25 protein-coding genes are annotated in these 21626 nt (G+C 60.5%); 18 read left to right on the plus strand and 7 right to left on the minus strand.

Translation table 11 applies throughout. The features are described from left to right. The first annotated feature begins 7 nt into the window (after positions 1-7). From FHW79_RS33375 to FHW79_RS26885, 9 genes are all read left to right on the plus strand, one after another. Complete coding sequence (locus FHW79_RS33375; RefSeq protein ID WP_282184034.1) at positions 8-142, plus strand: hypothetical protein; 135 nt, start codon at positions 8-10, stop codon at positions 140-142. A 117-nt stretch (positions 143-259) separates the two neighbouring features. Further along, complete coding sequence (locus FHW79_RS26850; protein WP_183181742.1) at positions 260-658, plus strand: phasin family protein; 399 nt, start codon at positions 260-262, stop codon at positions 656-658. A 218-nt stretch (positions 659-876) separates the two neighbouring features. Next, positions 877-2208 (plus strand): hypothetical protein, encoded by a 1332-nt coding sequence (locus FHW79_RS26855; RefSeq protein WP_183181743.1) that lies wholly within the window; start codon positions 877-879, stop codon positions 2206-2208. 316 nt (positions 2209-2524) lie between these two features. Beyond that, positions 2525-3127, plus strand: a complete 603-nt coding sequence (locus FHW79_RS26860) for a recombinase family protein (RefSeq protein WP_348984285.1) — start codon at positions 2525-2527, stop codon at positions 3125-3127. A gap of 14 nt (positions 3128-3141) precedes the next feature. Further along, positions 3142-3366 (plus strand): hypothetical protein, encoded by a 225-nt coding sequence (locus tag FHW79_RS26865; protein WP_183181745.1) that lies wholly within the window; start codon positions 3142-3144, stop codon positions 3364-3366. 85 nt (positions 3367-3451) lie between these two features. Then, positions 3452-3817 carry a hypothetical protein gene (locus FHW79_RS26870; protein WP_183181746.1) on the plus strand — a complete coding sequence of 122 codons (366 nt, stop codon included), beginning with the start codon at positions 3452-3454 and terminating at the stop codon, positions 3815-3817. 42 nt (positions 3818-3859) lie between these two features. Further along, positions 3860-4564 carry a hypothetical protein gene (locus tag FHW79_RS26875; protein WP_183181747.1) on the plus strand — a complete coding sequence of 235 codons (705 nt, stop codon included), beginning with the start codon at positions 3860-3862 and terminating at the stop codon, positions 4562-4564. 150 nt (positions 4565-4714) lie between these two features. Next, positions 4715-5443, plus strand: a complete 729-nt coding sequence (locus FHW79_RS26880; RefSeq protein ID WP_183181748.1) for a zinc metallopeptidase — start codon at positions 4715-4717, stop codon at positions 5441-5443. 122 nt (positions 5444-5565) lie between these two features. Then, positions 5566-6294: a hypothetical protein gene (locus FHW79_RS26885; RefSeq protein ID WP_183181749.1), complete on the plus strand. Its 729-nt coding sequence runs from the start codon at positions 5566-5568 to the stop codon at positions 6292-6294. 29 nt (positions 6295-6323) lie between these two features. Here FHW79_RS26885 and FHW79_RS26890 read toward each other — a convergent pair whose 3' ends face one another. Together FHW79_RS26890 and FHW79_RS26895 are read right to left on the minus strand one after the other, a co-directional pair. Next, entirely contained in the window at positions 6324-6461 is a 138-nt protein-coding gene (locus tag FHW79_RS26890; RefSeq protein ID WP_183181750.1) for a hypothetical protein, read from the minus strand. 1714 nt (positions 6462-8175) lie between these two features. Further along, positions 8176-9048, minus strand: a complete 873-nt coding sequence (locus FHW79_RS26895; protein WP_183181751.1) for a glucosaminidase domain-containing protein — start codon at positions 9046-9048, stop codon at positions 8176-8178. A gap of 679 nt (positions 9049-9727) precedes the next feature. Between FHW79_RS26895 and FHW79_RS26900 the strand changes: the two genes are divergently transcribed. The 7 genes from FHW79_RS26900 to FHW79_RS26930 all read left to right on the plus strand — a co-directional run bounded on the left by FHW79_RS26900 (position 9728) and on the right by FHW79_RS26930 (position 15662). Then, entirely contained in the window at positions 9728-10810 is a 1083-nt protein-coding gene (locus tag FHW79_RS26900) for an AAA family ATPase (RefSeq protein WP_183181752.1), read from the plus strand. Continuing rightward, positions 10803-11687 (plus strand): ParB/RepB/Spo0J family partition protein, encoded by an 885-nt coding sequence (locus FHW79_RS26905; protein WP_183181753.1) that lies wholly within the window; start codon positions 10803-10805, stop codon positions 11685-11687. The genes FHW79_RS26900 and FHW79_RS26905 overlap by 8 nt, the downstream gene beginning before the upstream one ends. 138 nt (positions 11688-11825) lie before the next feature. After that, on the plus strand, positions 11826-13229 hold the full coding sequence (locus FHW79_RS26910) for a DUF87 domain-containing protein (RefSeq protein ID WP_183181754.1): 1404 nt from the start codon (positions 11826-11828) through the stop codon (positions 13227-13229). Positions 13230-13309: 80 nt separating this feature from the next. Then, entirely contained in the window at positions 13310-13897 is a 588-nt protein-coding gene (locus FHW79_RS26915) for a DUF1643 domain-containing protein (RefSeq protein WP_211108504.1), read from the plus strand. Positions 13898-14002: 105 nt separating this feature from the next. Further along, the gene (locus FHW79_RS26920) at positions 14003-14359 is read left to right on the plus strand and encodes a helix-turn-helix transcriptional regulator (protein WP_211108505.1); all 357 of its coding nucleotides are present in this window, start codon (positions 14003-14005) and stop codon (positions 14357-14359) included. Between the two features lie 116 nt (positions 14360-14475). Then, positions 14476-15117: a ribbon-helix-helix domain-containing protein gene (locus FHW79_RS26925; RefSeq protein WP_176025385.1), complete on the plus strand. Its 642-nt coding sequence runs from the start codon at positions 14476-14478 to the stop codon at positions 15115-15117. Further along, positions 15114-15662 carry a YgjV family protein gene (locus tag FHW79_RS26930; protein ID WP_183181756.1) on the plus strand — a complete coding sequence of 183 codons (549 nt, stop codon included), beginning with the start codon at positions 15114-15116 and terminating at the stop codon, positions 15660-15662. The genes FHW79_RS26925 and FHW79_RS26930 overlap by 4 nt, the downstream gene beginning before the upstream one ends. Here the strand turns inward: FHW79_RS26930 and FHW79_RS26935 are convergent. Next, positions 15644-16813, minus strand: coding sequence for a LysR substrate-binding domain-containing protein (locus tag FHW79_RS26935; protein ID WP_183181757.1), 1170 nt, complete (start codon positions 16811-16813; stop codon positions 15644-15646). The genes FHW79_RS26930 and FHW79_RS26935 overlap by 19 nt on opposite strands. 196 nt (positions 16814-17009) lie before the next feature. Here FHW79_RS26935 and FHW79_RS26940 point away from each other — a divergent pair, with 196 nt between their 5' ends. Both FHW79_RS26940 and FHW79_RS26945 read left to right on the plus strand, forming a co-directional pair. After that, positions 17010-17693 (plus strand): GNAT family N-acetyltransferase, encoded by a 684-nt coding sequence (locus FHW79_RS26940; protein WP_183181758.1) that lies wholly within the window; start codon positions 17010-17012, stop codon positions 17691-17693. A gap of 130 nt (positions 17694-17823) precedes the next feature. Further along, on the plus strand, positions 17824-18675 hold the full coding sequence (locus FHW79_RS26945; protein ID WP_149650936.1) for a transporter substrate-binding domain-containing protein: 852 nt from the start codon (positions 17824-17826) through the stop codon (positions 18673-18675). A 71-nt stretch (positions 18676-18746) separates the two neighbouring features. Here FHW79_RS26945 and FHW79_RS26950 read toward each other — a convergent pair whose 3' ends face one another. The 4 genes from FHW79_RS26950 to FHW79_RS26965 form a co-directional block, all read right to left on the minus strand. After that, positions 18747-19328 (minus strand): hypothetical protein, encoded by a 582-nt coding sequence (locus FHW79_RS26950; protein ID WP_183181759.1) that lies wholly within the window; start codon positions 19326-19328, stop codon positions 18747-18749. Between the two features lie 111 nt (positions 19329-19439). Continuing rightward, complete coding sequence (locus FHW79_RS26955) at positions 19440-20078, minus strand: DUF1524 domain-containing protein (RefSeq protein WP_183181760.1); 639 nt, start codon at positions 20076-20078, stop codon at positions 19440-19442. 41 nt (positions 20079-20119) lie between these two features. Beyond that, positions 20120-20395, minus strand: a complete 276-nt coding sequence (locus FHW79_RS26960) for a hypothetical protein (RefSeq protein WP_183181761.1) — start codon at positions 20393-20395, stop codon at positions 20120-20122. A gap of 157 nt (positions 20396-20552) precedes the next feature. After that, positions 20553-21014, minus strand: coding sequence for a hypothetical protein (locus tag FHW79_RS26965; protein WP_183181762.1), 462 nt, complete (start codon positions 21012-21014; stop codon positions 20553-20555). Between the last annotated feature and the right edge of the window lie 612 nt (positions 21015-21626).

The raw sequence follows: 21626 nt of genomic DNA on the forward strand, positions 1-21626 counted from the left end.
CGCCGAGGTGCAGGACCTGCAGGTCGCGGCGGGCGTCGGACCGGCTGGTGCTGGTCATCCTGCTGGTGCTGATAGCCGCTGGCTCGTCGGCCAGATGTCCACCCAGGGTGGCATCGAGGTGCAGGACCTGAAGGGCAGCTGACCGCCCGGGCGGCGCTCACCATCCTGCCGCCCGTCGGAGCCGTCCCATTATGAGACGGGCGCATCCCCTGCCCTGCCCTACCGACCGGAGCAAGATCGCTGCGGGCCTGCCGGCGAGTTGGTCGCCCAGGTCGGCGCCGTCGGCGCCGGCCGGGTGCAGGACCTGGAAACCGTGATGGACTTCCAGCGCAAGAACCTTGAGGCGGCTGGGCACGCCGCCGAGACCGTAGGTGCCGCCGTTCGCACCATTGCGACCCGCAACAACGAAATCATGGCGCAGGCGATCGAAGCCGCTCCGGAACGCGTGCGCGCGCTGATGGGGGTCACCACCTTCGAGGACGCCATCACCAAGGAGGTCGAGGCCGTGAAGGGCAGCTTTGAGCGCACAGTGGCCAACACCCAGGAAATGACCACGATCGCGGCGAAGGCGCACTCGGAGGCCGCCGGCATCCTGACCGCGCGTGTGCGCGCCGGCATGCACGAGGTCGCGGCCTTGGCCAAGGCCGCGACGAAGTAAGACGCCTGGTTGCACCATGGAACCAGCCATTCGCCAGACCGGCGGGTGGCCGGTTCGTTTTAGAGTCGCCGCCGCAGCGATGCCTGAATTACACCTTCTTTGGAGTAGACCACTCCTCGACGTTGCATCAAGATGCTTCGGCTCGACGGCAGGGGGTGCCGGCGGCTGAAACGCATGAGCGAGGGGCGGGAATGATGGGACGTCGCGGTGCCTTATTCGTGTTCGCGATCCTGACTCTGGCCCCCAGCTATGTCTATGCGTTCTCTCAGTACGACCCGGATGATCTGGAGGCTGCGGTCGCCGTGATTAAGCGAGGCACGGCTCTCGCCTTCCACGGCAGCACCGCCCCGATGAGCGAAGACATGCCGCCGGACCCGTATGATGGCCGCAAGGGCACGATTCTGGAAAGCGCCACCGAGTACCAGTTCAACAGCCACCCGGACCGGGCCCAGGACGGGTACAGATATCACTCGCTGCCGTCGGATGGCCAACGCGCCGAGCCGGATGGAGCGATCACCGACAAGCACGGCAACAAAGCGGTCCAGACGCAGCTGAAGTCCTTCGACGCCGACCCGAAGGCCTGCAGCAAGATCGGCAGCGCCGTCGCGACATACCCGACGCAGTCCATCATCATTCCCGAATCGACCCTCGATTACGTGATGCTGAACTGCAAGGAGATGGTTGCAGGCCACGAGCATCGCATCCACAAAGGCGGGCTGACCGACAGTGAGGCGGCGGAATTCAGCCGCCTAGCGAACAAGATGAAGTGGTCGGGGACCAAAGACAACCCGATACCGGACCTGAGTGGCCTGACGGACGAGGAGAAGGCCCGGCTCGCCGAACTGGGCCGAAAGGTCCGGACGCCGCACGTGTCGTTTTCGAAGAAGGCGGTTGCGGAGATCAAGCACGGCTACACGACTACAGCCAAGGCGAAGGGCTATTCAACGGCCGCAGCCAACGACAACAAGCCGGAGGCCAGGGAAAGCAAGGCTCACCACACCAAGGAAGCCGCGGCGGGAGGATCGTCTGGATCGTACACGACGATGATTCTCAAGTTGGCGGAGGGCAGCGTGCCCGAGGGCATGATCCACTCGGCTGAAAAAGTCATCCATGTGACCTCGGGGATACCCTATGTCCGGCAAGTCGTTGGGGTCACCACGGTTGCCGTGAACGGGTACTACTATGTGAAGATCATGATGGATGTGGACCCGGCAACGGACGAAGGCAAACAGCGGATCCACAAGGCGACGAACACTCTGATCGACAGCGGATTTGTTAACGCAGGAGCGTTTGCCGGCGGCCTCGCGGGTTCGACGAGCGGTGGCGCTGCCGGTACGGCCATCGCTGTTTACGCATGCCCTTACACCGTCGCCTTTGCACCCTACTGCCTGATGGCGGTGCCGGTCGTCATGGGAATTGGCGGTGGGATCGTTGGTGCCTACTATGGCAGCGGTGCCATGGAGGTGTTTGTTGAAGGGGTCCACGAGGCAGATGCCATGCGTAAGGCCAACGAAGAATATCTGAACGCGCTCAATCAAGCGCCCCAGTAGAGCCGTCCCGCCGGCGTTCGCCGGCGGGGTGTCGCGTGTACGGATGCGAGGCGGTCAGGGGGACTTGGCGGCGTTTTCCATGCTGAGACCGATCTGTGCATCGGCCTGCAACACTGGGCCAGTCTCAGGGGTGTTCGGCGTCCGGTCTTGGCCGTCAAGGCGCCTCGCTGATCGGCGCGTCTCGTGAGATAACGGGAATCTGCGACATCTTGCGCATCTCCAGGCCGCAATAGTCTCATAATCGGTCTTGTAATTGGCCTCGCATGTGGTAGTGTTCTCTCCAGGTTATTATCGCTTAACGGTCTCAATGTCCCCCGTGTCCGCCGAAAATTGGGTGTATGGGTATGCCCGCGTTTCAACCGATGACCAGAACCTTGCCTTGCAGCGTGATGCGCTGTTGAAGGCTGGGGTTCCGGCGGAGCGGATCTACACGGACCAGATGTCCGGGGCGACCGTGAAGCGTCCGGGCCTCACTGCCCTTCGGAAGGCGTTGCGACCGGGAGACAGTCTGTATGTCTGGCGCCTTGATCGCCTTGGGCGGTCGGTGTCCGAACTGGACGCCCTAGCGAAGGAGCTGCGCGAGGACGGCGTTGTGCTCAAGAGCCTGACGGAAGTCTTCGACACATCGAGCGCTTTCGGCACGTTCATGTTCCAAATCCTGTCCGTGTTTGCGGAGTTTGAGCGCAATCTGATTCGCGAGCGGACGATGGCTGGTCTGGTCGCAGCCAAAGCCCGAGGAAGCAAGGCAGGCCCGAAGCCGAAGATGTCGGCCGAGCAAGTAGAGGAAGCCCAAGCTCTGTTGCTCGACGGCAAGATGACGGCGACGGAGATCGCCAAGAGGTACGGAGTCAGCAAGCCCACCCTCTTTCGCTACATACCGGGTGGTCGTGAGGCTCTGGCGTTGATTGCACAACAGTAGTGAAAGGCATCGACATGAACATCACCACCATTGAAGCCAATGGCCGCCCGTGCCTCATCTGCAAGCCGGCTGACGCCGATGACCTTGCCGGCTTTCTTGGCGCGGTCAGCTCCATTCAAGGCTTTACCTTCACAACGCGCGACGCGACCGACGACGAACGCTGCCGCTGGGCCGCGGCGGCAATGCTGCACGTCCGCAAGAACGGCAATTTCGACGGGTTCTTCGGCATTGAGGCCTGACGCAATCCTTCTTCACCCGCCTCTTGGCTCAATCCTTCCGTTCGGCAAAACCATAACTTTTTAGCCTGTCGAAAGGTTTCTTAACGTGTTCAATATTATTGTCCATGTCTGTCTGTGCGCCAGTGCCTTAACCCTGCTTATTGCTTCAGCATTAGTGGCTCCGGAAAGTGTCAGGGTGGTCGCCGCCCTCATCTCGGCTTGCATGCTTTGGCTGTCTGGTGTCGCTACCGGCGCCGCAGTAATCGAATACCGCTTCGCGCGAAGAAAAGCCAAGGTGGTCAAAACCCGTCTTGGACGGATTGTCCATCCCATAGGTCTTTTGTTGGCGCTTGCAGCTCTTGGTGTCGTTCTGGCGACCGGTGCCGAGGCGTCTGCCATTGTCTCTTGCCTGATCTTCATCGCCGGCTCCGCCGCGCTTAGCGCGTGGAACTGGGGATGGTTCAGTCGCTGAAGCCGCTGATCAGAACCGAACCAATTAAAACGGCATGAAAGCATGGAATCGACATACGGCAATCGTCCGCACCAAACATACTCATTATTCCACGAGACTGGCTTATATGGTGCATTTGCGATCGTGCAGAATAATCGCTTAGCATCAATCTCACCACCCTATCCGGGTGAATTTTTACCGATAAGGGACCACTCCAATTTTGTTCAGCGCGAATCTGTTCACGCTGGTGGGATTGGTGGCTTCAAAGGCAGAGGTGTTGTTCTGGAATTCACTTGGACGGGGCTACGTCTGGATTGGCCGTCCTCTCTTGCATTTCAGTCTATCTCAGAGGACCGGATCAACAAAACGCCGACTGAACATGCCATGCGATATTCCGTCGCGCCCAACGTACTTTACAATGTGTACAGCGAATGGTCCCTAAACACCAGCGGCTGGATCGGGCGGCCGGGGCGCTATATGTGGAGCCGAATTTTTAGAACCACGGGCCCTGGGCTACGTCTTATCGCTGCTTTTGCACGGGGCAATGCGCTACCGGAAAATTGTCGAATCGGTGAAAGGGATCCTCTTGGAGCGCTGGTAACGCCATGGCACATTGACCAGTTAAATGCAGCAATTCGGAATGGGCTCGACATCAGCGTCGATGGCAGACCTGCCGAAGAGAACCCAAACAGCGTCATTGTGCCTCAGCAACCCGTGCCGCGTTCCACATCGTGGTTGCCCAAGTGGTGGCGGATGCGCATCAGATGATAATTGCGCATATTCACTGCACGCATGGTGCCACCGTGTCTCCGCAATTCGCTCCGTGCCTCGCGCGTGTTATGGTGATGCCAATCACAACCAGTCGGCTTCCCGACGCGCAGCGCCTCAGCGGAGGAGGCGGATCGCCAACGAACAATCATGCTCACCGAATTTTTGACTGACACAAAAGTTGCTGCTTGGCTTTGGCTGACGTTATCCTGTTCTACGCTTTTTGCTGTCCGGCTGATTTTGGCACGCCGGGTGTCGCGACCCGACGACTATTCTGGCACTCGGGCTTTCACGCCGGTCGAATTTGCCGAAATGACCATTGCCCGCTACCGATTGTCGACGTGCGTGGCTGTTGGAGGGCGCCAGAACAAATTTGATCCGAAAACCGACACGGTTCATTTGACACACGATGTTGCCAATAGGCGAGACAGTCGCGCCTACGCGACTGTCAGCCATGAACTCGGGCATGCCATCCGCTTTCATGATCGCCGCCTCCTTACGGTGCTGTATGCAAAGCTCGGCTTATGGGCACCCGCGGCGGCGTTGACTGTAGCTGCACTCTCGCTTGCCGCAAGGGTCTTTGATGTCGAGGCACTCGTTTACCTTTCGAAGTGGACGGGCACGGCCGCGCTCCAGGCGGCTGCATCGTCCGTAACTCTCGGCATCAGCACCACCGCGGCCACTACCCTGTTCGCCATTGTCGCATCCGATGAATGGCGCACCTCATTCCCCTTGGCCCTCACCTTGATGGAGCAGGCCGGCGTCTTCAGCGAGGATGACATTGTCATCTGCCGATCCAGCCTGAAGGCGGCGGCGACAACCTACCTTCTGCCATTTTCCATTCTTCCGGCCTTTGTCATCGCACTGTGGCCGCTCTAGAGTGAACCCTTTCGGCTCCGCTTCAGGAAGCCCCTGACCCAGGACGTCAAGTGAGCGCCATGAGAAGCCTTTGCCTCCGCGTCCTCTCCTTTACAGCCGCCCTTGCTCTCGCTGTGCCGATAATGATTGCCGGCATCGGCATCGGCATCGTCGTCACCCTCCCCTTCATTGCCTCCGCGCTGCCGCTGGAGTTGACCCGCGTGACGCTGACCGACGGCTCTCGCCAGGTCGAGATGCAGGGGATGATTCACATCGCCTCGCCAGAGTTCTACCGCGACGTGGCTGATCTGGTTGCCAAGCGCCGGACAGACGGATGGCTCGTTTTCTATGAGGGGGTCCGCGACGATCTCGGCCGCGGGAACACTGAAATTCACCCGTACGAGATGATGGCCCCCGCGCTCGGCGAGGGGTTGGTGCTTCAGGACAACGCGAAAATTCTTGGTCTGCCCGGGGCAGACCTGCGCAACGTCGACGTGACGCTCTCTGAGCTGCTCGCTGGGCTCCCGCCTCTCCCCTCTCCCGACCACGACGCCCCGCAGGAGGTGCCTTTCACCCTAGCGGAAGCCCGGGAGATGTTTGACGCCCTGCCCGGCTGGGCCCAGCGACGTGTCCGCGCCGCCTATCAGATCCTTCTCGCCACCACGACATCCGGCCGCTATGCGCATCAGGTGCTTTTACCGGCAATCACAACCCTGCGCGAGCAACGAGTGGCTCGCGCGATCGAGGATGCCCAAGGGGTCAATGTTCTTGTGATCTACGGCCAGCTCCATATCAACGCGATCTGGGCGCATCTGAGTGCTGCTGATCCCGCCTGGCATCCCCTGTCAACAATCTCGGTGAGACCGTTCTAGCCATTCTCCTGCACTGAGGCTGTGCCCGGTCAGGCCGCCGCACGACCATGCTTAGAGTTCAGCGGCAAAGGCACGCCAGCAGCCGTCGCTTGGAGGGTGGCCCGAAGAAGGTGATTCATGTGATCGTCGGGATCGATTGACGACGTGAGCCTGATGATCTCGGTCATGGTTGCGAGGCGTTCGCTCCCGGCGCCCTCCCCTCCCCTCCCCCATCTCCGGTCGACCACGTTGCTGAACTGTGCTGAGTGCGGCGCGGCAGCCGCTCGTGCAATCGCTACGCTTTACCTCCGGCGCGGTGACCGCCTCCTTCATTGTCGGCAGGTGATCTGTGAATGATCGCCAGCCTGCCTATGATCAATGGGCTTGAGCACCACCCACGGTCCGAATGCGCAATCTCTGCGCCCCCTCCCCTTCTCCGTCTACCCTCGACGCGGCTCCGTCTCGGAAGTTTGAGTTCCACCAATCCAGTCGGTCAAGTCGCTCACCCGTGAACGCACCAATGCCAATCGTGCGTGGTGAATGGACAGCAAGAAGGAACCTGTTCGATGGAATTCTGGCGTGGTTTCGTTCCGGTCGGTGATCTCGACTGAGCTCATCACGAAGCTCGTACGGCAAGCCGTTCAAGCCAGCTTCGCACCGTTACCCGACGTCGGGTAAAATGGGTGTCCTACTGGCTCTGACGCAGAGGAACGACCAAGAGACGGCATCTGGAGCTTCCGAGAATTTCTACGCTCCAGATCAACTGTCCAGCAGCCGTTTTCCGTGCCATTGGCGAGGGAGTGGGCAATCCACCATGACCGGCAGAATTCGCGGCGGGTATCACCGCCCGTCGCTTTACCCGACGTCGGGTAAAGAGGCCGGTGCTGTGCAACGGGGGCATTGAGCGACCGCACCTCCTGACCGGATCGAGCCTCATCGACCCTAGCTCGATGCGCCCATCGACGGCCATGGCCGTTGGCCAACGAAGAGGTGGAGCGGCACAGCACCGGTTGGGCCATCTCGTCCGTGCGCAGCTCACCACCGCGGCGGCCGTCGTCGTCGCATTCCCCCCTGGCGCGCACTGAAAGCCGGCCCAAAGCTTGAACAGGCATTCGTCTCGCTATTGAGCGGCAAGGGCAGCGCGCATTCGATGCGCCACCGCATTCAGCAAGACGTCGTTCCCGTCATCCTGCGCTCTGAGTTCGTTCGCACGGATGACGCTGGGCCACAGATGCTTCGGATCTCCAGCTGGCGAGGCCCCCACAGGCTCCTGCCCCCCCGAACGTCGATAGTCATCCCTCGTTGCGCTAGCGATGCGGGCATACCTACGAGTAGCGATGACTGGAGCCTTAGCGGCCCGGTCCATTGCGGCAACATCCAACTGGACATCGGTAAAATTCAGGCGCTCCTCGGTGACGACGGTGGTGCCATCGCGAAATTCTAAGTAAACCGGGTCTGCGCCCTGCCCGCCGGCGTCGACCTTACGCTCGATTACCAAGCCTGCGACAGGAAACTGGCCGCCACTCTGCCCAATTATGTGGCGCGCCAGACGCTCGCCGCACCGGGGGTGATCGGCTAGACCGACAGCACTGCACGCGTTACCAATCCGGACAGCGATATTCGCCGCAGTCGGGTTTAGCAGGTAAACAATCGCGGACAGCGTCTTGCCGCCGCTGGTGACCGAGTATGGGCATCGACGGACGTCTCTGCCTTCGTAACCAGGCCAGTTTCGCAGGGGATCCGCATCGCAGTTACGCGACATGTAACGCGAAGCCGCCAACTTTTGGCTCAGGTGGTCCGCTGCTGCGCGCTCAGCAGATCCCTGCGCGGCGAGCGCGGCACTCTGCGTGCACATCACTGTTAGGAAAGTAACCATCACCCCGACACTCACGGGTAATGCTCTCATCTTGACACCACCTGCTTTCCGACGCTTTCGCAGTCTTGGTGGGCCGCTTTGAGGCCTTGCAACGTGACGTCCTCTCCCTTCCCAGCGGAGAACTTGTAGAGGTTTGTTTCTGAGTTCAGATTCCCTGTCCTAGCAATTGGATCCCGCATGATACGGCAAATGTCCCGCGCGTACGCCGCAGGTCGCCAGTTGTACGGCGATGCAATGCCAACCACCCAGTCCTGAACCCGCTCAACGACAGGATTTCCAGTGCTTCTGGCTTTGAGAAAGCTAGCGTGTGCCGCGGCGTATCTTGGGTTAAAGCCTGCAGCTAATCGAGACGCGACGTAGTCGATTGCAGCGGCCTCGGTCGGAAAAGCGATGTAGCAACGGTTCTGGTCGGCGTCGCCGCGCTCTCCCGTGGTGTCCTGGCATGCGAGGACGTAGCGCGGGCGGCTGTTATTCCGGGTCCATTTCCAACCGAACAAGTTGCTGGCTTCCAGCGCCGTTCTCGTAAAGCCGGATCCGCTCTCGATGATAGCCATAGCTATGATAGCCGCAGCCGGAATGCCATGATCGTTCTCGGCCTTTTGCGCGATCGGCGCGATACGATCAATGAACGCCTTGCGCTCGGTCGCTGTTGGGTGCCCTGGCTTGGGATTGTAGCATGGCCATGCCGTCCGCACCTTTCGGGCTTCGTCACGCTCTGCTGGAGTGCGGACGAGATCAAGGCGACGCTCGACCTCTGACACGGGCATGTCACAGGCCTCTGGGGCCAGGAGGACGTCGCGGGAGGCCGTATTTGACGACAAGGTCTGTGCGCTCGCTGAGACCGACAGAACAAACAGCCCGGTGACGAGAACGGTACCAGCTGCAAGGACGCGGCGCATGGAGCACCTATAGTTTCACAACCCACAGGAAGTATTGCAGCAGCCTCAGAACGTCGCAACCGCCCAGATGGTTAACTTTCGACCAGTGCGCTTCGAAGTAGTTCTCCGAATGCTGTCTAACTGGTCTCTAACTGCTGAGACACCTTAAAGCTGGTCTCCAGAATGAGTTGACGCGGATGCCGACGATGACGTTTGCCACTCCGGTGAGAAAGGCGAGGGCGAGCCGGTCCAATACGTGCTGCGCGGCCCCCTCGTTGGCCGGCGGCCATGCGCAGGCCAGTGCAGCGATACACCGGACCTTGCCAAGTACAGAAATGAGCGGTTGTCGACCTCACGAATGACGCGTTGAGTCCCCACGCGAATGAAGAAGCGTAGCCTCTCTGTTATGTCGGTCGTGGGCTCCAGTGGCCGCCCTAGCCCGGGCAGCCTGCCCGTCATTCAGGCAAGGGCGCGGAAGTGTACGGGACCGCTGGGAACCGTCCAGTAGGTACCGGTACCATGCTCCGCGTCGGATTACCCGACATCGGGTAAGCTCGGCCTCAAAGAGCAAGCATTACCGTGACCGCTATGCCGCATCCGGATTAATGTGCAGCACGCGCGCAATGCAATGTTGACGCACATCGCAACACCTGCGAAGCTCAAGACAGACCTTAATCCATAAGAAAAATGAGGCTGAGCAATGGATGGATTGACGCTCAAGGGGGTGCGCGAGCAGCGCGGAGAATCCCAGGCGGATTTTGCAAACTGGTTGAACGCCGGCGTCGGCCGAAGCTATGACCGAGCCCGCATCAGCCGCTGGGAGTCGGGCTCTGAAAAGATCCCTGGAGCCGTTGCCAAGTTCGTTGAGGCCAACTCCGACACCGTCGGCGACAAGCTGGTGCCTAGCCTGCGCCAGTCCCTCCTTGCAAGCAGCGATCATCTGTTTGGCAAGCCGGATAGGCTTCCAGCGCGGCACACCGCCTGTGTGGTTCTGGCGCTCGCCAACCAGAAGGGCGGCGTGACGAAATCGACCAGCTCGTGCAATCTGGCCTTCCTGCTCTCCGAGATGGGGAAGCGGGTCCTGCTCATTGACGCCGATCCTCAGGCCAGCTCCACGCAAAGCCTCGCGATCAACCCGATGCAGCTGGAGACGGAAGGGCGATCTCTCGCCCATCTCCTGCTCGACGAGGATGCCGACCCGGCGCGCTTCCCCACGAAGGTCTGTGATGGTGCATTCGACCTTATTGGCTGCTCGATCACCTTGGCGCAGGCTGAGGGTCAGCTGAAATTCGGCCAGACCCAGGGCGACAAGGTGCTGGGCGAACGCCTAGCCGCCCTGAAGCCATCGTATGATGTGATCATCATTGATTGCCCCCCCCACCTTGGCGGGCTGACGGAAAGCGCGCTCATTGCCGCGGACCAAGTCCTAATCCCGACCATTTGTGAACCGATGGCGGTGTTGGGCGTCCCTCATCTCATCAAGACGATCCAGGACGTGAAGCGGCGCGGCAATCCGAAGATCGAGATCCTTGGCATTCTGCCCGCGATATTCGAGCGACGCTCGACGATCGACATGCAAACGCTTGGCGACCTGCAGGCGGCATTCGGCGCTCACATCAAAGTGTGGGACCCCATCCCGAAGCGCAAGGACTTCGCCAAGGCCGTGCAGACCGGCAAACCGCTATTCGCCATTGTCCCGAAGTCTGATGGCGTCGAAACGTATCGCTCCATAGCGCGCGCCCTGCTCGCTAAGGCGCCCGCCCTGGAGGCAACCCATGTCTAAGAAGTTCGCGAACACCAACCCGGCCTTTGGATTAGCGACGGCGACGATCAACCTGGATCGCGTCACGAACCCCGATTTTCCGGAGGTTAACGAGATTCTTTTGGACAGCATTCATCCGTCGCCGTCCCAACCTCGCACGATCTTTGACGATGCTGAGCTCTCGGGTCTGGCGTCGAGCATCCACACCCACGGGCTGAAGCAGCCAATTTTGCTACGTCGCCGCGCCGAAGGTGGCTACTTGTTGGTCGCTGGCGAGCGCCGTTACCGTGCCCACCGATTGCTTGGACGCGACAAAATCCTGGCGATCGTCGTTCCGGACAATGAAGACATCGAGGCCACCGCGCTCATCGAGAACCTCCAACGCGTTGACCTGACGCCTGTTGACGCTGGGCGCGGCTTGCAGGGGCTTCAGGAACGTGCGGCAGAGCGGGGCGAGAAGCTGACTCAAACTGCTCTCGCGCAGTTCATCGGTAAAAGCCAATCCGAAGTCACACGGCTGTTGAACATCGTCAAATTGCCGGCCGCTGTTTTGAACGAATACGAGGTCATACATAAGGACGTCTCAAAGTCGGCTCTGACTGAGTTGCTCGGGATCGACAACGAGGCGATGACCATACACCTCTGGGGCATGGTCAAAGACGGCGCAAGCGTAGCTGAAATCCGGAAAGCGAAGGCAGCCTACCGAGAGAAGCTCGAGCCTGCCGCCCAGGCCACTGAGCTGCCAAAGGCCGCGCCGATCGACAAAGCACGCAAGCAATGGCGCACGGTTGTGACCAGCCTGAGCAAAGTGGAAATTCGCCCCCAGGATCTCTCATCCGAGGACATGGACGATCTGCGGCGGCTGCGCGACGCGATTACCAGCATAATTGGGGAATGAGCATGCGCCGTGGATCTGGGAGACTCCTTGGTCCACGGCACCAGCCTCTTTACCCGACATCGGGTAAAGCGACGGGCAGGGGGATGAGCTCGCTCACCGCCCCCGTTGCCTATGTATGTTCAGCGGCACGTTCCACCCATGCGAAAGACGCCAGTTTTCATCGTCTTTCGAAGCCGCGCGGCTCGCATCAATCCCTCTATTATCCGCGCCGTACACCGAGCCGAAGCAGCGGAAGAGGGCGTAGTGAGGATCAAATTCGGCACCTATAAACCGGAGGAAGGGCCTGAGGAGGTTCCGGTTTACTGGGACTCCGCAAAGGTCATGAATTCCCACTTCACCGTGATCGGCCCATCGGGGTCGGGCAAAACAACCCGCTTGCGACGGTTGATGGCGGGGATGGCTCTGGTCAACCCGAAGATCCGGTTTGTGGTCCTCGATCCCCATGGGGATATGGGCGTGACGGGCGAAGACTCGTTCCGATTTAGCACAACATCAGAACTCGGCCTGAACCCTCTTATAGTTCGCGAGGACCCGGATTACGGCGGCGTCACAAGGGCCATCGAGACCTTCATCAAGACGATCAGCCGGACCAGCCGGCCGCTCGGCTCCAAACAGGAGCACACTCTTCACAACATCCTGCTCGACCTTTACGCCTACCTCGGCTTCCACGCGGACCGCCCCGAAACATGGAATTATCGCTTCGACGATCGGCACAATCCGGAGATGTCCAAGCGGCATCCCACCGTGAAGACACTCAAGTGGTTTATGGAGCGCAAACTGACCCAGGTGTTTTTGGGAACCAGCTCCGAAACCGTGGCTGCGCTCGACGATCTGAGCCGTAAGCTGCGCTCTATGGATCGTGCGATAAAGAAGGAGATTCGGGGAGAGGAGACCAGCGTGGACGTGGACAAGCTCAAGGACAAGTGCCGCGAGCTGTTCGAGCGCTTCCTGGAAGGTATGAATGACGGACAGGAAGTCAGTGCACTGTTCCGCTATGGGAACAAGGACGTGCTTCAGAGTTGTTACGAGCGGATATGTAACTTGGAACGATCGGGACTTTTTCGTGCTGACACTTACGTGTTCGATCCTTCCGCACCCATCTGGCGATACGACCTCTCAGCGCTGTCTTCGGACGGACAGAGAATGGCGGTCGATTTCATCTTGGATGAAATTTTCTCGACAGCGCGTGGGGAAGGTCAAAAACCAGAAACAGAGATATTCATCCTACTTGATGAAACTCATAAGTTTATCACATCCGAGCCGGATCATATTATTAGCGTACTGGCACGCGAAGCGCGAAAATTCGGCCTCGGGCTGATTCTGTCGTCGCAAAATTTGACCGATTTTCCGGACGAAATACTTGCGCAGATGGGGACCAAATTCGTCTTGGGCGTCGATCCCATCTTCCTGGATCGCGCCGCTAAGAAGTTGAAGGTCGACACTCGACGCCTCGAGCGCATCCAGACGCATAAAAGTTCGATCATCGCGATTAAGAACAAAGGGGACAGCGGGACCCGGTGGCTGGACATGACACTGGTCTGACTGCGGCGCGCCTTGCGAAGCGCCCGTTACGGGCCTAAAGTGACGATGCGCTTCGCGCCGCCAAACCATCTGGTGCCCCCGTGACCTCGTTGTTCGACTTCACCCCTGCGGATACATCCCGCTATCCTGGATGGCCTTGCGCGTGGTCGCACACCGACCGGTACGACAGCAGTCATCGCTACACGCTCTGGCGCGTCTGGGACGACAATAAACCGTTCATGCAGGTGGTCGGTCTCAACCCCTCCACGGCGAATGAGGATGCCCTCGATCCGACCGTAACCCGCGTTCAGAAGTGGGGAAGGGCATGGGGCTTCGGCGCCTTCTGCATGACAAACCTGTTCGCATTCCGATCACCACATCCTGACGTCATGCGCGCGGCGACCGACCCCATCGGGCAGGACAATGATCACTGGCTCGACGCAATCTCGCAACAAGCCGCTTTGGTGATCGCTGCATGGGGCAACGGTGGGGAATTCCTAGGTCAGGCTCAGTCGTTCGTTACCAGCCGGGAAGGGAAGGGGCTTCCCCCACTTCACTGTCTGGGTGTCACCGCGAGCGGCGCGCCGATCCATCCACTTGCCCGCGGGCGATATCGCGTCCCCGATGATATCCAGCCCCGCCTATGGATGATCCAGGAACCCGGGCGCGTGGCGCGGACCAAACGCTGACTGAAATCGGCCCTTTGTTCCGGCGTCGCCCACCGCCTTCCACCACGCTGCCCTCAAAACCGTGAGCCAACCATGCCTGCCAAAAGCCCAGAGGTCGCGTCCTCGATGACCAACGCGCAACTTGCCGCTTATCGTGAACGCCTCGGGCTCACACAACGCGAGTTGGCGCACCGCGCCGGCCTGGGGCTCAGCACGCTGAAGGATCTCGAGCGTGGCTACCGGCAGGACGGCGAAGGCCGGCGACGACCGGCGACGATCTCGAAGACGGTCGAGCTTGCTCTGGCTGCCATCGAACTCGGAATCACCAGCTATGACGGCCGGAAGCTGACGGAACCGGCTGCCGACGGTGTCGGCGGTGACGATGGCGCGAAAGGGCAGGGCAGGCGTATTGGCCGGCCGGTGAGTTCGAAGTATGCCAAACAAGGAGCAACGCCTTCGTCCAACCCCGACGACCACCCGTAAGCGCTGCGTGAGGCAGGCGAGGGACGTTGTCCGACGACGCCTTTTGTTTCCGCTGACGTGTGTCCACTTCCCGATTTTGAGTGATCCTCGAATCGAGCCGGATGCCATACCGTGGCATGGCGACCACCAATTCGGGGGAAGAGGCCATGCCCGCTGTTCGTTCCGTCAAAGCCAAAGCTGTCTTTCCGAGGGAAGTGCGGCACTCCGAAAGCCAGAACGTCACGGCAGACCTGAACCTGCGCCGCGCTGCGCCGACGCCACGCAAGTTGAGGGTGATCGGCCGCGATGCTTCAGTTCGCCTTGAGCAGGAGCAATGGGATGATCTGGACCGGATCTGCCACGAAATCGGAATGACGATCAATGAGCTGGCCCGCCGCATTGAAGCCCGCTGCCACGGCCACTGCGGTTTGACGGCTGGCTTACGCGAGTTCGTTCTGAGCTACTGGCGCTCGGCCGCGACCCGTCCTCAGGATGACGCGGTGACGCGAGTCCAATCCGTTCTACTGGGCCTTGGTGGGTCTCCGCAGGGGCAATTCTCCACGATGGTTCTGCGCATCCAAGACCGCATTGCGCCGCACCTCACGCCTGGCCGAGTTCGAATGATGGCTGATCTGCCCGCCCTGGATCTCGGCATGCTGGGCGCCCAAGCGCGCGAGCGGTGGGGTGGAGAAGCGCCATGGGAGAAGGGCGAGGACTTCATCGCCGCCCAGGTCCTTCGGAACCTCGTTTCTCCCGCGGCGGTCGCCGCAGTCGCTTGACCATTCCACACCACATGATCTCGGCTGCCGATGTAACTGGCGTGGTGGCGTTCGCTCTCGTTGCCCTATGGCCGTTGGCCAAGGGCCGACAAGCGATGCTGGTAGGCCAAGCCGCCAGTGCAGCGGCATTCGCTGTTTACTACCTGCTGCTGGGCGCCCATACGGGCGCGGCGATGACTTTGCTGTCATTGGTGCAGGGCTTTGCCATGTATCCGGTGAAGCGATCCTGGACGCACAAAGCGTTGTTCATCGCCACCCTTCCAACAATGGCGGTCTTAGTGGCGCTGACCTGGCACGGCTGGCCGTCGGCGTTCGCCGTGATTGGCCTTCTTCTGGCAACGGTCGGACGGTGGCAGGCGACGGCAGCCGGCTTGCGACGTGGCTTTCTAGGGTCGGGGTTCGCCTGGATCGGGCACGACATCGTAACGGGCAGTTGGTACGGCCTTGCCGCAGATGCGCTCTGCATGGTCAACCTGATCGTTGGGTCTATGCGAGAAACCCGGCAAATGGTTAAGCCGGGCGGATCTCAGCGAAGCCCCGCCTGAGACATGATCTCGATGCAAGCGTCGATCGCCGCCCGGTACTTAGCGATGTTGCGCCCCTGCTCGTGATACACCAACCAGAACTGGGCCGTCGCTTTGCACGATAGATCGATCACCCGCAGGGATGGATAATGATCAAGCACACCGGTGGGTTGGAGCGAAATACCGAGGCCGCTGACGGTGGCCGCCAGCAAACTCATCGACAGATCGGTATCGAGACGCACGTTGTTTGAAGTTCGAATTATGGACTCCCACAACGCGAAATCCGAGTCATCATCAACGTGTTCGTCGTAGTAGGTGTGAGACAGCAGGTGATGGTTCTCTGCGAGATCTTCCCAGCTTGTGGGCGCTGAATGCCGCGCCAGATAGTCATCAGATGCGACCGGGACGAAATGAATGCGGCCCAGCAACAGGCGTACGAGGGAGTTGCTTCTGGGCTCGCTGTAGCCAATCCAGATGTCGGCCTCACCATTCAGAAGGTCAGGCTCGTGGGGACGGTACTGGAGCTGCACCGCAAGGCGCGGGAAGCGCTCGAAAAGGTGCCGTAACCTTGGAGCGACCCAGAAGGCCCCGAGCCCGTCCGTCGTCGCGATCCGCACCAACCCCTCAGGCCTGCGGTCAAGGCTGGCGAGTTTCCGGCGGACATCGGCGATAGCCGCTTCCATCGATGTGGCGGCTTGCGCAAGCATCTCCCCGGCCGGCGTCACTTCAACACCCGCCTTCGAGCGCGTACACAGAGTCACACCGAGTGCGGTTTCGAGCGCTGAGAGCTGGCGCCTCACCGTTTCGAAGCTCATTCCCAACTGGCGCGCCGCAGTGACAAAAGTGCCGGATCGGGCAAGAGCAAGGAACGTCCGCATGCTCTCCCATCGACGCAGCCGGCCCGAAATCCTCTCGACGATCTCAGGCTCCGGTTTCGTCCGCAGAGCAGCCTCGGCCCCCTCGGCGGCGGCGGCCATGGATCTGGCGGCGACCAACAGCCGCTCCCCCGCTGGCGTAAGCCTCACTCCACGGCGTGACCGGATGAGCAGCTTAGTCTCCAAGGCAGCTTCCAGGGCGGCGATCTGGCGGTGCACCGACGACAACGGCTCACCCAGCTTTCGGGCGCCATGCAACAACGCGCCGGCTTCTGCCACGGCCAGATAGACGCGCATCAGATCCCATTGTCGGTCGAGCGGCGATGCTGGGAGCGTGGGTGGGTTCGTTGGCGGCATGTTTCCGCATTTAAATGGATAACTTTCCAGATGCAAGTATTCCACAACTAGAGCGGATGCCATACCGTCGTATGGCGTTCGCTGCTGGCCACGGCATTTGCAAAATCCAACATGCACGGGGATGATAATGACGGTAATGCAGAAGACAGCCCGCACTACGGAGCCTGCGCTTGAGACGCCCACTTCTATGCCGCCCTCGCCGTTTGCAGCTGGCCCGATCTCGGTTGATATTGTCAGAACGCATGACGACTTCTTTCAGGCTCTGAATATTCGGGCTCTGAGCTTCATGGGCGAGCAGCACTCGCCCTTCCACGAAGAGTTCGACAACGAGTTTTCGGCCACCCACGTCCTATGCAAGGTTGCAGGGGAACCTGCAGGCGCGCTCCGCATCCGCTGGTTCGCCGACTTCGCGAAGATTGAGAGGCTTTCGGTGCGATCCGAATTCCGCACCGGTGGCATGGCCGGCGCTCGGGGAATCGCCGACGCCCTTGCTCGTTACGCCATCGAGATCATTAGGAGGAAGGGATACGTCAAGATTGTGGGTCATGCCCAAAAAAGATTGTACCCGTTCTGGAAGAAACATGGATATCGCGCCACCGGTGAAGAGGTGGTTTACGCTGATCACGTCTACGTCCTAATGGTCGGTCATCTGCAACCGCATCCGGAAGCGATCAGAGCCGATGCAGATCCGATGGTGGTTATTCGTCCTGAAGGGAAATGGGACGAGCTCGGTCCGTTCGACAACTCGCTTGACCGCCCGGCCACGTGTCCCCATCGTGACCGCCGCCCGCGGCCGGCAGCAGAACGCGCTGCCGCATAAAGCGCTCGGCTTCAGCGTCATTCGGGCTTTCCGTGGGACCGTATCCGCACCCTCAGTCAAGTCGAATAGGCTTGGCTGAGGATGGCCAGAACGCTAAATGGTCTCAGCTTCCCTATCAGCCGAGTTTGCGATGCAAATTTCCATCACCGCGAAGGCAATCCGTGTGCTTCTGAGCGCGGCGGCTATTGTTGCGGCGACGTCCGGGCATGCCGATGCGCTCGACCGAACAGTGGTCCGCATAGCGAGTGAAGGGGCTTACGCACCCTGGAACGCGACAGATCCGTCGGGCAACCTGGTGGGCTTTGAAATCGACCTCGGTTACGAGCTGTGCAAACGGATGGCGACGCAGTGTGAGTTCGTCGCGTTGGATTGGGAGAGCTTAATCCCGGCTCTTCAGAACGGCCGGATTGACGCGATCATGGCCACGATGTCGATCACCGCGGAACGTGAACGGGCGATCTCCTTCGCTGGCCCCTATGCCAACGAACCATCCACGTTCTGCGTGCCCGCTGGATCAGCACTGACCGCCACGTCCTTCGAAAGCGAGCGCGTCGATCTGAGCGCGGATGGACAAAGGGCGGCGGGTACCATCTCAAAGCTTGCCGCCTCATTGCATGGACGCACCGTGGGCGTTCAAGCATCCACCACTCAAGCCAACTTTATGGCGGCCCACTTACCAGACGTTGCTATACGCGCCTACACCAGCGTCGACCAAGCCGCGCTCGATCTGGCCGCGGGCCGCATCGATGCCATCCTGGCGGCACGCTCCACGATCGATACGATCGTTAGATCCCATGGATTTCGTGTGTTTGGTCCGCCAATCACTGGGGGGCCGCTCGGACGAGGCGTCGGTGTCGGCCTCCGAAAGAGCGATACGGACCTTCGGTCCAAATTCGAACAAGCAATCAGCAGCGCCACAGCTGACGGGGCGATCGCCCGGCTTAGCCATCAACACCTTGGATTTGACGCCTCAGTTCGCTGATTACGTGCCGAACGGTGCCCCATGATGCGTGGGGCGTCGCTTCGACACCAGACCACCTTGCAGCGCCGGCGTCACCGTTCGCTGGTCCAGGGCTCCAGGCCATGGAGGAGCGCGTTCAATGCCAAGGCCCGGTCGCGGTAGATCGGCGCCGGCTTGCCATCACGGCGGACGCCACGCGCCCAGAAGGCTGGCGTCTCGACGTTGTTCAGCCCAAGCATTTTGGAAACCTGCCGGAATGGTACCGGTTGCCCCAAATCCAATTCGTCGCCCAACTCCGCGCGCCACCGCTCGAAGGACTCGGTCGGCATCACCCCATTTTCTTCATCCCACGCATAGGGCGGAAGTCCAGCGGCAAGTGCTGCGCAGGCCAGGGACATGTAGGCCGGGATAGTTGTCGGCTTTTTCGTGCCGCGCTTTGTACCGCGCAGCATGTCGTCGATGCGGCTGGTGCTGAGGCCCAACTCGTTCGCCGCCTTGACGTTGGTCCAATTCATCGAATGCAGCCACCATGCGAAGGCTGCGCTGCTCATCGTCTCGGCGTCTACGGCTCTGGGCATCATCGCATCCATGGTCGGTGTCGTTTTCCCGACCGTTACCACGGGCTTGCGCGAAGTCCTAGCACGGGTGGAGCCAACCGGCACGGTGTTAGTCATTCATCGTCCTTCTCCGACGCTCAGGGCTGCTCCTGCAGCTTGGCACCAGATTCCGCCAGCTTTCGTGCGGACAGCTGTAGGTGACCGGCTTGTTCAAGCCAAATGTCGGACTCAGCGATAGAGATCCGAGAGGGGAATGGGCGCATTCGGGTTCTGCGCCGCTGCCGGCGCGACTGCCTTCTCCGCCGGGCAGGCGTGAAGGGCATCCCGAAGCGCCTGGAGTTCGCGTTTGTCGGCGCTGAGCTGCCATTTGTGCTTGATGTAAATCCAGCGCCGCACAAAGAAGCACCGCTCGACCTCCCCATCAGGCAGCCAAGCCTCAGGGCCGTACCCCCCCTTTCGCTTGTTCACCTCACGTTCGGTAACCACCAGGTTCTCCACGTCGTTGAAGAACCGGTGCCGGACCGCGGTTTCCCACTGATAGCCTCCGGAGTCGTGCGCCTCCTGGACGGCGACGACATGATCGATGTCGGTGTTCTTGGGGTCGTTAATCTCTACGCCGGTCCAGGCATCGCGCCAGCGGCCCGCGACCACCTTGCAGTTCCGGATTGTCGGCCTCACCAAGGATCTGGTGGCCAGAACGGCGTGCCGCGTCGTAAGGCAACCCTCCACCGGCTCCCAATCACCCCAGGCTTTGCGGTCGTAGCCCTTGCGCATTTCGGCAGCAGACGGCGGCAGCTCCTGTGCCAAGGCGGGCAGGCCAGCAGCGATGGCGATTGCGGCAGCGGAGAGGAAAACGAAGCGGGTCATTGTGCGTGTCCATATCGAACAAGAAAAAGGCGGTTTGGGACTCAGTCGGAGGTAATAGGGAAGACCTCGTGTTCGGTGGGCTCTGCGAGTTCACTCCATGGATGGCCGATCTTCAGCGTCGCCTTCCAGCCCTGGTGCCCGACCGGCAGCTTGTTGGGGTCGAACGGCTCGATCATCCCGGCCTTGGCCAACTCGTCGAAAGCCGTCTTGGCGCGCGAGGTGATGACGTGCGGGCGATCGAAGGTTACCGTTGTCACAGCGCCCATGCCGAAGAGGCGGTAGGCAACGACCTCGGCGTCTCTGGACAGCGTGCTCATGACTGGATGCCTTTCATCATCGGATGGGTCAGAGGAGGCGCGGGGCATAGCTGAGTGCGACGCCCAACCAGAATCCAAGCAAGACGCCGAGAAGCATCTTGGCTCGGATGTCCGGCTTGTTGTCGTTGGCGGGTGGCACGGAACGTCTCCAGGGGCATCACATGCAGTGGCGGCTCTCGCCGTGCCTCGCCGGCCTATTGGTGGTTGGATCGACGGCGGTGGTGCCATTCAGCGACAACTCCACCACTGCGGCCTTCAGGGAGGTGATCCAGCAGCGTAGTGCTCCGGACGGGCTGTCGATTCCCGCCAGCATTTCATCAAGGTTGGGAACGCGCATCAGCGTGTCGGCGAAGGTCTGGGCAAGATGGATATCCTGCCAGCATGACAGCAGGCGCCCGGTGTCGCGCCAGAACACCAGCCACCATGCCTCGCCCGCGATCTCGTGCAGGCACACGCCCATGGGACCGCGACCGAACACGACGCGGGGGTGGATGGGGTTGTCAATGGCGGCAACGGACGTCGGGGCGTAATCACGAACCCACTCACCGGGGCAGTGAATCACATCGATCTCAATCTCAACCAAGCCGGTGGCGCACGCTGTCGAATTCTTCATGTTCATGGCACTCATTATGGCGGACCAGGCATCGGCAGCGCGTCGGCGAAAGACGTCGGTTTTGAACGTCGTTTCCCATCGTCTCTACTCAGCCAGCCCCTTGGAGTTGTCAGCGGCTTTTGTCAGCCTCGAAAGCGAAACGGGGTTCATCAGGCGGCGACAAGGTGGCGGCCACGCTGACCGGCGTTGTTGACCTGGGCGATGCAGTTGATTGCGTTCACGGTCGTGTCGTCATCAAGCATGCAGGTCACACGTCGGCGCCAGCCTAACGGCCATAGACCTCGCGGTATCCACCCTGGGCGCGGCGAAAGAACATTCCGTTCGGCAACGCTGGGGCTGAACTGTTCTGCGGGTCATGGCTCGCCCTGTGTGAATGGCGTCTCACTAGGGCAACAGTAATCGTACAGAGTGCATTGTTCAAGCAATCATCGCGCCATTGCGCAGAATAAAGAAAGTTATTCATTGTCGAAACACGACAATAACTGGCCAGTGTACTATTCCGACATTCAAGGCCACATTTATCGGCTCTCCGGAAAATCGGGTTGATCCGGGGTCAAATCGCATCCTCCTCGATCAGCCGCGCCAAGGTTGATAGGTCGATGCCGAAGTGGACATCCG

It is taken from the genome of Azospirillum sp. OGB3 (genome assembly GCF_014192915.1).
Classification (GTDB): domain Bacteria; phylum Pseudomonadota; class Alphaproteobacteria; order Azospirillales; family Azospirillaceae; genus Azospirillum.

What these genes read in the sequence shown, in the direction of transcription:
- FHW79_RS26925 (WP_176025385.1), top strand. Translation starts at nt 14,476, where the DNA reads ATGGCGACCACCAATTCGGGGGAAGAGGCCATGCCCGCTGTTCGTTCC.
- FHW79_RS26880 (WP_183181748.1), top strand. Translation starts at nt 4,715, where the DNA reads ATGCTCACCGAATTTTTGACTGACACAAAAGTTGCTGCTTGGCTTTGG.
- FHW79_RS26935 (WP_183181757.1), bottom strand. Translation starts at nt 16,813, where the DNA reads ATGCGCGTCTATCTGGCCGTGGCAGAAGCCGGCGCGTTGTTGCATGGC.
- FHW79_RS26955 (WP_183181760.1), bottom strand. Translation starts at nt 20,078, where the DNA reads ATGACCCGCTTCGTTTTCCTCTCCGCTGCCGCAATCGCCATCGCTGCT.
- FHW79_RS26920 (WP_211108505.1), top strand. Translation starts at nt 14,003, where the DNA reads ATGACCAACGCGCAACTTGCCGCTTATCGTGAACGCCTCGGGCTCACA.
- FHW79_RS26910 (WP_183181754.1), top strand. Translation starts at nt 11,826, where the DNA reads ATGCGAAAGACGCCAGTTTTCATCGTCTTTCGAAGCCGCGCGGCTCGC.
- FHW79_RS26895 (WP_183181751.1), bottom strand. Translation starts at nt 9,048, where the DNA reads ATGCGCCGCGTCCTTGCAGCTGGTACCGTTCTCGTCACCGGGCTGTTT.
- FHW79_RS26885 (WP_183181749.1), top strand. Translation starts at nt 5,566, where the DNA reads ATGATTGCCGGCATCGGCATCGGCATCGTCGTCACCCTCCCCTTCATT.
- FHW79_RS26905 (WP_183181753.1), top strand. Translation starts at nt 10,803, where the DNA reads ATGTCTAAGAAGTTCGCGAACACCAACCCGGCCTTTGGATTAGCGACG.
- FHW79_RS26950 (WP_183181759.1), bottom strand. Translation starts at nt 19,328, where the DNA reads ATGACTAACACCGTGCCGGTTGGCTCCACCCGTGCTAGGACTTCGCGC.
- FHW79_RS26865 (WP_183181745.1), top strand. Translation starts at nt 3,142, where the DNA reads ATGAACATCACCACCATTGAAGCCAATGGCCGCCCGTGCCTCATCTGC.
- FHW79_RS26890 (WP_183181750.1), bottom strand. Translation starts at nt 6,461, where the DNA reads ATGACCGAGATCATCAGGCTCACGTCGTCAATCGATCCCGACGATCAC.
- FHW79_RS26960 (WP_183181761.1), bottom strand. Translation starts at nt 20,395, where the DNA reads ATGAGCACGCTGTCCAGAGACGCCGAGGTCGTTGCCTACCGCCTCTTC.
- FHW79_RS26940 (WP_183181758.1), top strand. Translation starts at nt 17,010, where the DNA reads ATGCAGAAGACAGCCCGCACTACGGAGCCTGCGCTTGAGACGCCCACT.
- FHW79_RS26965 (WP_183181762.1), bottom strand. Translation starts at nt 21,014, where the DNA reads ATGAACATGAAGAATTCGACAGCGTGCGCCACCGGCTTGGTTGAGATT.
- FHW79_RS26900 (WP_183181752.1), top strand. Translation starts at nt 9,728, where the DNA reads ATGGATGGATTGACGCTCAAGGGGGTGCGCGAGCAGCGCGGAGAATCC.
- FHW79_RS26875 (WP_183181747.1), top strand. Translation starts at nt 3,860, where the DNA reads ATGGAATCGACATACGGCAATCGTCCGCACCAAACATACTCATTATTC.
- FHW79_RS26945 (WP_149650936.1), top strand. Translation starts at nt 17,824, where the DNA reads ATGCAAATTTCCATCACCGCGAAGGCAATCCGTGTGCTTCTGAGCGCG.